We start from the raw sequence: 12,862 nt of genomic DNA on the forward strand, positions 1-12,862 counted from the left end.
TGATTTAAAGCGGCAAATGTTCACGATACTTTCAGGGATGCAAAAAAAGAGCCGTAATTAACACTTACGGCTCTTAGTTTAGTTAGATTTAGCTAATAAAATCAATTGAATCCGATCACCCTTTGTACAATTTAGGGTTAAATACATCACGTAACCAGTCACCAAGCAGGTTTATCACTAAAACCAGCACCACCAGCAAGATACCAGGGAAGGCGGTAATCCACCAAGAGCCGGAAAAAATATAAGAAAAACCGATATTAATAAGTGACCCTAATGAAGGTTGATCGACCGGCAAACCTAACCCGAGGAAAGAAAGCGCCGCTTCCGACATAATGGCATTTGCCACCTGAACGGTTGAGATAACCAAAATTGGTGATAAACAGTTTGGTAAAATATGACGAAACATAATGCGGGGAGCTCTAAAGCCCATCACTTTTGCCGCTTCGACATACTCTTTTTTCTTCTCTGCCAATACAGATGCACGAATCGTACGTGCGTACTGCGGCCATTCGGCAAAACCGATAATCAAAACCAACATGGTGACTGCATATTCACTATACAATTCATCCCCAAAGCTGGCTTTAAAAATAGCGGAAACAATAATAGCAACCATCATTGTTGAAAATGAAAGCTGCACATCTGCAACACGCATCAAGAAGCTATCAACACGACCGCCAAAGTAACCTGAGCATAAGCCAACAAAAACCCCAATACACAGCTGTACCGCCACAGCGAGAAAGCCAATGGTTAACGATAAACGAGATCCATACAGCATGGTCGATAAAATATCGCGTCCTTGGTCATCCGTTCCCAAAAGGAAATGGGCCTCACCACCACTCATCCAAGATGGAGGCAATTCTGAATCCATAATATCAATCGATGTCAGGTCATAAGGATTCGTCGGTGATATCCATGGAGCTAATAGCGCCAACACAACAAAGACAAGAAAAATAGCAAAGCTGAACATTGCGACTTTGTCGTGTAAGAAATAATAAAGAAAATCCGATTTTTTAAAACGCTCCCAACGAGACGGAGCCACGTAAGTGTTACTCATGATTATGCTCCTTTCCCTGTTAAATTAACGGTTGGGTTAATTAGCCCATATAACAAATCGATAATGGTATTGGTTACCACGAAGATCAGGCCAACAAAAATAACGTAAGCGGTTATCAATGGTGTATCCACGCGGTTAACCGCTTCAAGGAAAAGGAAGCCTGTACCTGGCCATTGGAATACTGTTTCGGTCAAAATGGTATAAGCCACCATCAAACCAAGCTGCACCCCCCCCACTGTCAGTACCGGAAGAAGCGTATTTTTTAATGCATGTTGATAATGAACTTTATTGGTGGCTAACCCTTTAGCTCGTGCGAATTTGATATATTCGGAACTCAATACTTCCAGCATTTCAGAGCGTACTAAACGAATAAAAAGAGGCAGCATAATAGAAGCGAGTGACACACACGGCAAAATTAAATGCAGCAGCCCATCTTTCGTAAAGTAACCCGATTGCCAACCTAATACATTTACTGTGTCACCTCGCCCATAAGACGGCAACCAGCCAAGTTCAATAGAGAATACATACATCAAGAGAATGGCAGTTAAAAACACAGGAATGGATATCCCGATACTACTTCCTGCCATAATCACTTTCGTCAGCCACCTTTTAGGATGTATTGCTGAATAAACCCCGAGCGGTATCGAGAGCACAATGATAATGATGGAAGCTCCAAACACTAACTCAAGAGTTGCTACCAACTTATCTAAAATGACATCTAACGCAGGGCGTTTATAGAAATAAGAAGTACCTAAATCGCCGTGCAGAGCACCCACGATAAAACGGTGATATTTGGTAATGAATGGATCGTTAAGACCAAGTTCATCGCGCAGAGCCTGCCGTTCGGCATCAGACACCGATTGACCCACTAATTCACGTAGCGGATCCCCCAAGTTATCTTGAATGGCAAACGCCACTATACTGATCACAAACATCACTATCAGTGCCTGAAACAGGCGCTTGACCAGAAACGAAAACATTCCTTGCCCCTTAAACTATCCATGACTTTTGCTGCACATTGCAGCAAAACAAAGCAATTCAGCCTCAAAAATGGCACTTAGCCCGACTGAAACAAAGCTAAGCACCAAAACCTTACTTGAGCCTATCTAACTTCTTAGATAGGCACAGTGGCTTTCACTAGAAAGCCGTGTAAGCAGTGTTAGACGTTATTTTTCTTTAACGACTAAATCACCGAAGTAAGGGAAGTTCATTGGGTTAACGATAGGTTTAATATCTAGTGAAGATTTCGCCGCCCAAGCTAGGTTTTCCCAGTGTAGAGGGATAAATGCTGCATCGTTATAAAGTACAGCTTCCACTTTTTGTAGCATTTTGCCACGTTTCGCAGGATCCGTTTCTACGTTAGCGTCGTTAATCAGCTTATCAACTTCTGGGTTTGAGTAGTGACCACAGTTGTACTGACCTTTACCTGTTTCTTCGTTACGAGTCATGGTCAAGAATTCAGTAAAGTTCGCCGAATCTTCTGTATCTGACATCCAACCAATCATCAGCATATCTGCTGAACATTTATCAAATTCAGGCCAGTATTGCGCTTTAGGCATGGTTTTCAGGTCAACTTTGATGCCAATTTTCGACAACATAGCGGCAGTCGCTTGAGCAATTTTCGCATCGTTAACGTAACGGTTATTTGGTGCGATCATAGAAAGGCTAAAGCCTTTTGCGTAACCCGCTTCTTTCATTAATTCTTTCGCTTTTTTCAGATCATAGCGAGGTTTTAAATCTGGGTTATAACCCGCATAACCTTTCGGGCTTTGTTGTGCAGCAGCGGTACCAAAACCACGCATGATTTTCTTAACAATACCTTCATTATTAATCGCGTAAGCAATTGCTTGGCGAACACGTTTATCTTTCAATGCAGGGTTAGACGCTTCATTCAATTGGAAAGAGATGATACGAGTACCAGACATGGTCACCAAGTTAATACCAGGGGCTGTTTTAACGCGGCGTTGGTCACTAGGAGCAACCGGTGCAATCATGTCTACATCACCAGATAGAAGCGCAGCAACACGAGTCGCATCTTCTTTAATTGGCACCAAAGTCAGATCGTCTACGTTACCCTTGGATTTTTTATCCCAGTAATTATCGAAACGTTTGAATTCAGTTTTAACACCTTGCTCACGGTAAGTAATCTCAAATGGACCAGTACCTGAAACATGAGTTGAAGCAAATGAGTTGCCGTGTTTTACGATTGCACTTTTATCTTTGCCATCTTTAGTTTTGCCACTGTAGAACTTGCTGTCCATTGGGAAAATGTAAGTCGCGTTTTGCAGAACTAGAGGGTATGGACCTTTTGTAACGAGATCGACAGTGTAATCATCCACTTTCACCATCTCTTTATATGGGTCAAAGATACCTTTAAAATCTGGTGACGTTTTTAGACGGTTAAATGTCCACACCACATCGTCCGCGGTAAAGTCGTTACCCGAGTGGAATTTTACCCCTTTACGCAAGTGGAAACGCATCGTTGTTTTATTAATACGTTCCCAGCTTGTAGCCAGGCGAGGTTCAAATTGCATATCTTGGGTATAACGAACTAGTGGATCAAATACCATGTGTGAAAGTTGTAACGTACCACCAGATAGCTGCTCTTCAGGGTCAAGAGAAACTGGGTCAGCATCATAAGCAACGGTAATATCTGCGGCTAAAGCAGCAAAACTTAGGCCTGCAGCGACCAGCGCCAAGGCTATCTTGCTTTTCATGGTTTTCATTGCATAACTCCTTATGCGGGATTGTGTCCCTAGTTGTTTGTATTTGCTTTTTTATCTAATAATTTTCTAAGTGTTACACTCAGGTGAGTGCCTTAAGACCTCAATTAAGAGGCCTTAATTGATTCTCTTAAACCAGTAAATTCCGGCATCAGAGAGATTAGGTGCTGGCTATATTCATGCTGTGGATTGGTAAACAGCTGCTCTGTTGATGCTGTTTCTAGCAATGTGCCCATTTTCATCACTCCCACTCGATCGCACACCTGGCGAATCACAGGTAAGTCGTGACTAATGAACAACATCGTTAACCCAAGCTCTGATTGTAAGTCTTTCAACAAATTTAAAATTTGCGCTTGCACAGACACATCCAATGCGGAGGTAGGTTCATCACAAATCAATAAACGCGGCCGAGTTGCTAAAGCGCGAGCGATCGAAATACGTTGACGCTGACCACCGGAAAATTCATGGGGATATTTCAAGCCTGCAGCTTTGCCAAGACCAACGTGCTCGAGTAAGTCGTCAACGACGCTGCGAGTTTCTGCTTCATTTTTTGTTAAGCTATGAAAGCGGATCGGTTCAGCCACAATATCAAAGACTTTCATCCGTGGATTCATAGACGTATAAGGGTTTTGAAATACCATCTGCATTGCACGACGTAATGGACGACGTTCTTTTTCAGATTTTAACGCAGTAAGATCAATCCCTTCGAAATGCACTGAACCAGAATTAGGCTGATATAAACCGGCAATAACACGCGCTATCGTTGATTTACCTGAACCGGATTCACCCACCAAACCGAAAGTTTCACCTTCATAGATTTCAAAGCTCACATTATTCGACGCTTGAATATACTCACGTCGACTTTCAAATAAGGAATCCTTAGTCACAAAACGTAGATTCACGTTTTCTACGTTTAAAAGTGGCCCTGTGTAGTCACGATGAACTTCACGCTGACCCAGCCAGTGATTTTTTATATCAATGGCTTGATGTTCTTGAGCTTCTTCGATGTAGCTAACAAGAGGGAACCGCTCCAGCTTAATATCTGAACGAGGCACAGCTGAAATTAAACTGCGAGTGTAAGGGTGATCAGGATGACCTAACACCTTCTTAGTTGGACCTATTTCAACTAATTCACCACGGTACATCACAGCAACACGATCGGTGACGTTAGAAACGACACCCATATCATGGGTTACCAACATGCACCCAACGTTATGCTCAATACATAACTCACGAATCAAGTTAAGAATTTGATCTTGTATAGAAACATCAAGTGCTGTTGTAGGTTCATCAGCAATGATCAGATCGGGTTCGCCCGCAAGAGCGATAGCAATAACGACTCTCTGACGCATACCACCCGAAAATTGGTGAGGGTATTGTTTAAGGCGGTTTTCTGGCTGTGGAATACCCACTTGATTCATTAATGAAAGAGCGCGCTCGTAGGCTTCACTATCACTGACTTTCATATTGGCATGAATCGTTTCTTTTAACTGGTGTTCAACAGTGAAAAGAGGATTTAGAGAAGTCATCGGGTCTTGGAAGATAAAGCCTATCTTAGATCCCCGAACCTGCCGCATCTCTTCGTTGCTCAAACCTGATATTTTCTTACCATCAAGGAAGACTTCACCATCAGCTACATGCCCAGGAGGACTAAGTAAATCAATAACAGCATTACCTACTGTTGACTTACCAGCACCAGATTCGCCAACGACGCCAACAATTTCTCCACGTTCGATAGAGAATGAAAGTGACTTGACTGCGGCGAACACACCATGACGCGACGGATATTCTATCCGAAGGTTTTTTACTTCTAAAAGAGACATTGAAACCAGACCTCTACTGCTTCGACAGTTTTCTTGCCCTGTCTGAATACCTGAATGCCTCTAGAGACTCTAAAGTACAGATGTGATCAGGTATATGTGAATCCATTCTTGCCAGTACAATATTCTGGCACTTATTAGCCAAACAATTTGACAAATCTACGTATAAAAAGCAACTCAAATAGTATAAAAATGCGATATATGTGTATTTACAACACATTAATCGTATATTAATTCACTTTATGTAAATAAATAGATAAACACCACCCTTTTATGGCACATGATAAATATGCTACAAATTAGAGGTATAAACCAAAAAAACAAACATGGTCAAAATAAAATAAATTTCATTATGTGCGTAAAATTGCATTAGAGTGGAAACTCTACTCAAATATTAATCAATGATAATAAATAAAATTTATCACCATTAAATGAGATAAAAAACTAACATATTTATAATAATTAGAATTTAAAGCCTAAAAACAATCTTTAATTAATATTAAAACCCAATATAAAAACATGCATCATTCGCATAAATACTTAAAATTAAAGCCACACACATCATTACAATGAGCTAGTAATAACAAAGAGATCCAGATCTAAAGTTACCGCTACTATCGGCATTCATTTTGCAATTTTATGCAAAGTTCATCACTTTAATGTGGGCAAATTCTCATTTTGCTCTAAAAATTAATAAGATAGACGAGAAAAATCCATATTTCTTTGGCGACGCCTAATCAGGAAGAGCATATCTAAGTCTTTGAATGGTAAGTTCGGTGAAGAGGAGTTCAACGCAGCGAGGCTATCGTAATGGCCAATATGTGATGGATAAGCAACACAAGCATCAAAAAATTGCACATACAAAAAAGCCCCAGCATTTCTGCTGAGGCTTCGAATGGTGGTCGGTGAAGAGGGATTCGAACCCCCGACCCTCTGGTCCCAAACCAGATGCGCTACCAAACTGCGCTATTCACCGACAAATGGGGTGGCTAACGGGATTCGAACCCGCGACAACCGGAATCACAATCCGGGACTCTACCAACTGAGCTATAGCCACCATCAATTTGTGTTTTAACCGGCTTTTGCCGAATTAGTCACGCTTAATAAGCCTAACTATAAATAGTGGTCGGTGAAGAGGGATTCGAACCCCCGACCCTCTGGTCCCAAACCAGATGCGCTACCAAACTGCGCTATTCACCGACGAATGGGGTGGCTAACGGGATTCGAACCCGCGACAACCGGAATCACAATCCGGGACTCTACCAACTGAGCTATAGCCACCACTACAAATTTTTACCGACATTCCCTCCGAGAATGGTACGCCCGAAAGGATTCGAACCTTCGACCTTTGGCTCCGGAGGCCAACGCTCTATCCAGCTGAGCTACGGGCGCATGCCCTATCGGCGGAGTGGAATAATACGGATATCACACTACGGCGTCTAGTACTTTTTCAACTTTTTTTACCGATTGACGGGTTTTTCGTCAAATGGCTGCTAATAATAGCATAAACACCCTCAATCACTGTGTAAGAAATTGGCAACTCATTGATCGGGGCAAAAAAAATTGTTAATCAAGTACCTTTGAAATCTGCGCCATGTTAACAAATTTCTATCCAGATCCCCAAAGGAATTTCCAGACAAATACTATTTTTTAAACATAGCGCGGATGTTTGCAATATGAGCCTGACCTTTTTCCATTCGCTCTTGTTGAGAAAGCGGCTTTTTCTTTACTTCCCACTCAACATCATCATATGGAAGTTCATCAAGAAAACGACTCTGAGTAGGCTTAATAAGCTCACCATATTGGCGACGCTCTTTACACATAGTGAACGTTAATTCCCTTTGTGCTCGAGTAATACCCACGTACATTAAGCGCCGTTCTTCTTCGACGTTATCTTCATCAATGCTGGTTTGATGGGGCAAAATCCCTTCTTCCGCTCCCATTAGGTAGACATAAGGAAACTCAAGACCTTTAGAGGCGTGTAGCGTCATTAACTGAACCGCATCACTGTCATCGTTCTCTTCACCTCGTTCCATCATGTCACGCAGCGTAAGACGTTGTACCACTTCCTTGAGCGACTTTTCTTCCTGATCGTAGTTATCGCCTTGTAAGTCAGACGTAATCCATGAATAGAGCTCTGAGACGTTTTTCATGCGCATTTCAGCCGCCTTAGGGCTTGATGACGTTTCATGCAGCCAATCTTCATAATGGATATCACGAACCAGTGACCGAACGGCTTCCACCGAATCTCCACGCTCAGCATTGTCAGCAATCGCAACTAGCCACTGCGTAAAACGACGTAAGTTTTCTAAACCACGGCCCGAAAGGTGTTGTTCTAAGCCCATTTCAAAACTGGCCGCAAATAGGCTTTTACTCCGCATATTGGCGTAGCTACCCAATTTTTCGAGTGTTGCAGGGCCAATTTCACGCCGAGGAGTATTAACAATACGTAGAAAAGCATTGTCGTCATCAGGGTTCACTAGCACACGTAAGTAAGCCATGATGTCTTTAATTTCTGCACGAGCAAAAAATGACGTACCACCCGAAATTTTATATGGCACACGGTTTTGCATTAAGCTTTTCTCAATCAACCGAGATTGATGGTTACCTCGATAGAGAACAGCATAATCACGATATTCAGTTCGATTTAAGAATTTGTGTGCCACAATTTCTGCGGTAATCTTTTCAGCCTCATGCTCTTCATTCTTTGCAGTGATGACTTTAAGCCTTTCACCGTCAGGTATTTCTGAAAAGAGCGATTTTTCATATACGTGTGGGTTATTCGCAATCAGTATATTGGCAGAACGTAATATACGACTGGTCGAGCGATAGTTCTGCTCAAGTTTAATGAGGCGTAAGTCGGGGTAGTCCTGACCGAGTAACACTAAGTTTTGCGGCTTAGCGCCACGCCACGAATAGATAGACTGATCGTCATCACCTACCACTGTTAATCGGCCACGTTCTCCGACTAACAGCTTAACCAATTCATATTGACTGGTATTGGTATCTTGGTATTCATCCACAAGGAGATAGCGAATACGATTCTGCCAGCGCTGACGAACCTCTTCATTAGTGCGCAATAACCGAACTGGCATCAAAATGAGGTCATCAAAATCCAAAGCATTATAGGCTTGCATCTGAGTCTGATACATTTCAAAACAGAATGCGAAAAGCTGTTGCTGCTCACCCTGCGCCAAGGCTTTAGCTTGGTCTGGGGTCACCATATCGTTTTTCCAATTGGAGATGGTACTCAACAACTGCTTCAATAGGTCTTTATCACCATCTAACTGCTTTTCTGTTAATTCTTTTAGCAACGCCATTTGGTCTTGATCATCAAACAGAGAAAAGCCAGCTTTCAATCCTAATTGCTTATATTCACGGCGGATAATATTGAGACCTAGAGTATGGAATGTCGACACCATTAAACCACGAGACTCTGCTTTACCTAGTGTTTGAGATACCCGCTCTTTCATTTCACGAGCGGCTTTGTTAGTAAAGGTTACCGCAGCAATATTTCGTGCTTTATAACGACATTTTTGAACCAAATAGGCAATCTTATTGGTAATAACACGAGTTTTACCTGAACCTGCGCCAGCTAGAACCAGGCAAGGACCTGATACGTACTTAACGGCTTCATCTTGTCTAGGGTTTAGCTTCATAGTGCACTCTTTCTCTGTTCTTGAGCCGCTAATAATAATGGCTCATTGTTCATGTTGCCATGAAATCCTATCAATTATCTCTATCAGTAACCGGCAAGCACTAATGTCTCAAAGACACTACGATTATCCAATTGGACTGAAAATTGTCAGTAACACAGAAAGTCATCTTTTTTTCTCCCATAATGACGACTTTCGCCTATGAATTGCATAGAATGCGGAGTAAAGGATAGGAGTAACCCGAATGTTTGATCCAAATAAATTAGAGCAGATTGCAAAGCAAATTCATGACTCAATGCCTCAACCAGTCAAAGAGCTAGGTGCGGATGTTGAACAAAAGGTACGTCAAGTTATTCAAGGTCAATTGAACAAACTTGATGTGGTAAGTCGTGAAGAGTTTGATGTGCAAACACAAGTTCTCTTGCGCACCCGTCAAAAACTGACAGACATGGAAAAGAAACTGGCAGAGATTGAAGAAAAACTAGCGGCAAAAGACGCTTAATTTTTACTACATATCCTCTCATTGGATTGAGTAGAGACAAAGAAAAAGGCTTGGTCACGACAGACCAAGCCTTTTGTTTTTTATTGTGTTTGCTTGTTATTTTTTTAAAGGTTCGTTGATTATTTTTATGGGTAACGAACCTTTAGACATCAATTAGTCGCCAACAGCGATGCGTTTCATGTCTTTCATGTAACCACGAAGTTTTTCACCAACTTCTTCTACAGGATGCTGACGTAGAACATGGTTAACTTCAATTAAGCGTGTGTTATCAACATGATTAGAAGCATCAGCTAGACCTTTACCAATAACATCTGTTGAAACGTTAGGCATGAATTTCTCACGAAGCAGAGGAGTCGCAACGTTAGAGAATAGGTAGTTACCATATTCAGCTGTATCTGAGATAACCACGTTCATTTCGTATAGACGTTTACGAGCAATGGTGTTTGCAATCAATGGTAGCTCATGTAGTGATTCGTAGTATGCAGACTCAGCAATGATGCCTGAATCAGTCATTGCTTCGAATGCCAATTCAATCCCTGCACGAACCATCGCAACCATCAAAATACCGTTATCAAAGTATTCTTGCTCAGAAATTTTTGCATCAGACTCTGGGTAGTTTTCAAAACCAGTTTCTGCAGTTTCTGCACGCCAGCCTAGAAGATTTGCATCATCATTTGCCCAGTCAGCCATCATAGTTGATGAGAAGTGACCTGAGATGATGTCATCCATATGTTTGTAGTACAGCGGTTTCAACAGGCCTTTTAGCTCTTCTGAAAGTTCAAATGCTTTGATTTTCGCTGGGTTAGAAAGACGATCCATCATGTGGCTGATACCACCGAATTTCAGAGCTTCTGTGATAGTTTCCCAACCGTATTGAAGTAGTTTACCTGCGTAACCTGCGTCAACACCTTCTGCAAGCATTTTTTCATAACAAACGATAGAGCCAGCTTGCAACATACCACATAGGATAGTTTGCTCGCCCATCAAATCTGATTTAACTTCAGCAACAAAAGAAGATTGTAGACAACCAGCACGATGACCACCTGTTGCTGCAGCCCAAGCTTTAGCGATTTCTAAGCCGTCACCATTTGGATCGTTTGCAGGGTGAACAGCAACCAATGTAGGTACACCAAAGCCACGTTTGTATTCTTCACGAACTTCTGTACCTGGACATTTAGGTGCAACCATCACTACTGTAATGTCTTCGCGGATTTGCATACCTTCTTCAACAATGTTGAAGCCATGAGAGTAACCTAATGCAGCACCTTTTTTCATTAGTGGCATTACGGTTTCAATCACGTTACTGTGCTGCTTATCTGGAGTAAGGTTCATCACCAAATCAGCTTGAGGAATAAGTTCTTCATAAGTACCAACAACAAAGCCGTTATCTTTCGCGTTTTTGAAAGATTGGCGTTTCTCTGCAATCGCAGCAGCACGTAGTGCGTAAGAGATATCTAGACCAGAGTCACGCATATTCAAGCCTTGGTTTAGGCCTTGAGCACCACAACCGACGATGACGACTTTTTTACCTTTGAGATATTCAGCTTCGTTTGCAAATTCATCACGAGCCATAAAGCGGCAACGACCGATCTGGTCTAACTTTTCGCGCAAGTTTAAGGTATTAAAATAATTCGCCATAGTAGGATGCTCCTTTGATACTTTCCGTCTAAGCGGTGCTCTTCTGTCATTGGTATGGTGTGGCACCGAATGACTTCATACTAATTCAGGCATTAAATTGCTTAAAGTGATATATTCACAACTAGTTATTGCAAAAAGTGCAACATAGAGAGAATCCCATGAATATCAGAACACTTCGCCTATTTTTGCACTTATGTGAAAGCAAAAATTTCAGCCAAACGGCAGAAGCTATGCATGTAAGTCCATCAGCACTTAGTCGCCAAGTTCAAAAACTTGAACAAGATATTGGTCATGCTCTGTTTGTTAGGGATAACCGCCGAGTAGAACTCACTCCCATCGGAAATCAGTTATTGCCGGTTGCAATGAGAATCGTCAATGAGTGGAAACAATTTCAAGTTGCGATTAATAATGAAGATGCTGAATTAAAAGGGGAGATAAAGCTCTTCTGCTCAGTGACCGCAAGCTATAGTCATTTACCTGAGTTATTGAGCTCCTTTCGTGTTAAACACCCTTATATTGAGTTTAAGCTGTTAACTGGCGATCCTGCACTGGCGATTGATAAAGTACTTAATGATGAAGTCGACATTGCTATTTCGGCCATGCCTGAACAACTTTCGCCACGTGTTGAGTTCGCTACCATCAGTGAAATTCCACTCTCTTTTATTGGACCGGCAGGGATCAGTAGTTTTGTCGAAGAACTGCAAAAAGAATCGCCAGACTGGAATAAGATCCCCTTTATCTTGCCACAAACGGGAACATCTCGAGTTAGGGCAGATAACTGGTTTAAACAAATGAAGATCAAGCCTAATATCTATGCTCAGATAGCAGGTAATGAGGCACTAGTTAGTATGGTATCTCTTGGGTGTGGTGTTGGGATAGCGCCTGATGTTGTAATCAATAACAGTCCGGTCAGAGACAAGGTACAACGGCTATCGACGATTGCTCCAATGAAACCATTTAAACTTGGTGTCTGTTGTAAACGCTCACAGTTAGATAACCCGCTGTTAAAAGCACTGTGGAGTGAGGTAACAGCAAAGAAAAGTATTGTTGATTAAGGTTTGCGATAGAAAATAGTTCAGGAAGCAGACGCTTCCTTTTTCTAGCTATATAGCAAATACGAAAAAGCCCGCTGATTTCTCAGCGGGCTTTTCGAATGTGGCGGAGAGATAGGGATTTGAACCCTAGAACCGCTATTAACGGTTGCCGGTTTTCAAGACCGGTGCTTTCGACCACTCAGCCATCTCTCCACAAATTGTCGATCTACAGTAGTCAAATACTATACATCTATATTTAAAGCCTGGCGATGACCTACTCTCACATGGGGAAGCCCCACACTACCATCGGCGCGATTTCGTTTCACTTCTGAGTTCGGCATGGGATCAGGTGGGTCCAAAATGCTATGGTCGCCAAGCAAATTCTTTGTTGTTACCGCTACGCAGCAACAATTAATTCAGAAAGCTGTCGTTCTC

The 12,862-nt window shown here is 42.0% G+C and carries 8 protein-coding genes, 6 tRNA genes and 1 rRNA gene; 2 read left to right on the plus strand and 13 right to left on the minus strand.

Features of this window, described 5'->3' with window-relative positions; genetic code table 11:
* Positions 1-115: 115 nt before the first annotated feature.
* The 10 genes from F9817_RS18770 to rep form a co-directional block, all read right to left on the minus strand.
* A complete protein-coding gene (locus F9817_RS18770) occupies positions 116-1,054 on the minus strand; it encodes an ABC transporter permease (RefSeq protein ID WP_161157706.1) in 939 nt (312 codons plus the stop codon).
* Positions 1,055-1,056: 2 nt separating this feature from the next.
* Complete coding sequence (locus F9817_RS18775; protein WP_161157707.1) at positions 1,057-2,034, minus strand: ABC transporter permease; 978 nt, start codon at positions 2,032-2,034, stop codon at positions 1,057-1,059.
* Between the two features lie 186 nt (positions 2,035-2,220).
* Positions 2,221-3,780, minus strand: coding sequence for an ABC transporter substrate-binding protein (locus F9817_RS18780; protein ID WP_161157708.1), 1,560 nt, complete (start codon positions 3,778-3,780; stop codon positions 2,221-2,223).
* 104 nt (positions 3,781-3,884) lie between these two features.
* Complete coding sequence (locus F9817_RS18785; RefSeq protein ID WP_161157709.1) at positions 3,885-5,600, minus strand: ABC transporter ATP-binding protein; 1,716 nt, start codon at positions 5,598-5,600, stop codon at positions 3,885-3,887.
* Positions 5,601-6,496: 896 nt separating this feature from the next.
* Positions 6,497-6,573: transfer RNA gene (locus F9817_RS18790), tRNA-Pro, on the minus strand.
* A 5-nt stretch (positions 6,574-6,578) separates the two neighbouring features.
* A tRNA-His gene (locus tag F9817_RS18795) sits at positions 6,579-6,654 on the minus strand.
* A gap of 66 nt (positions 6,655-6,720) precedes the next feature.
* Positions 6,721-6,797: transfer RNA gene (locus F9817_RS18800), tRNA-Pro, on the minus strand.
* Positions 6,798-6,802: 5 nt separating this feature from the next.
* Positions 6,803-6,878: transfer RNA gene (locus F9817_RS18805), tRNA-His, on the minus strand.
* Positions 6,879-6,912: 34 nt separating this feature from the next.
* Positions 6,913-6,989, minus strand: a tRNA-Arg gene (locus tag F9817_RS18810).
* A gap of 251 nt (positions 6,990-7,240) precedes the next feature.
* Positions 7,241-9,256: a DNA helicase Rep gene (gene rep, locus F9817_RS18815; protein ID WP_161157710.1), complete on the minus strand. Its 2,016-nt coding sequence runs from the start codon at positions 9,254-9,256 to the stop codon at positions 7,241-7,243.
* Between the two features lie 241 nt (positions 9,257-9,497).
* On the opposite strand from rep, the gene ubiK reads away from it, so the two are divergent.
* The gene (ubiK, locus tag F9817_RS18820) at positions 9,498-9,755 is read left to right on the plus strand and encodes a ubiquinone biosynthesis accessory factor UbiK (RefSeq protein WP_161157711.1); all 258 of its coding nucleotides are present in this window, start codon (positions 9,498-9,500) and stop codon (positions 9,753-9,755) included.
* A 153-nt stretch (positions 9,756-9,908) separates the two neighbouring features.
* On the opposite strand, the gene ilvC is transcribed toward ubiK, so the two are convergent.
* Positions 9,909-11,393 carry a ketol-acid reductoisomerase gene (ilvC, locus tag F9817_RS18825; protein WP_161157712.1) on the minus strand — a complete coding sequence of 495 codons (1,485 nt, stop codon included), beginning with the start codon at positions 11,391-11,393 and terminating at the stop codon, positions 9,909-9,911.
* Positions 11,394-11,551: 158 nt separating this feature from the next.
* Between ilvC and ilvY the strand changes: the two genes are divergently transcribed.
* Entirely contained in the window at positions 11,552-12,448 is an 897-nt protein-coding gene (gene ilvY, locus F9817_RS18830; protein WP_161157713.1) for an HTH-type transcriptional activator IlvY, read from the plus strand.
* Positions 12,449-12,549: 101 nt separating this feature from the next.
* On the opposite strand, the gene F9817_RS18835 is transcribed toward ilvY, so the two are convergent.
* Both F9817_RS18835 and rrf read right to left on the minus strand, forming a co-directional pair.
* Positions 12,550-12,640 (minus strand) — tRNA-Ser (locus tag F9817_RS18835).
* 48 nt (positions 12,641-12,688) lie between these two features.
* Positions 12,689-12,804: ribosomal RNA gene (gene rrf, locus F9817_RS18840) — 5S ribosomal RNA — on the minus strand.
* Between the last annotated feature and the right edge of the window lie 58 nt (positions 12,805-12,862).

This window comes from Vibrio eleionomae (genome assembly GCF_009874545.1).
GTDB lineage: Bacteria > Pseudomonadota > Gammaproteobacteria > Enterobacterales > Vibrionaceae > Vibrio > Vibrio nitrifigilis.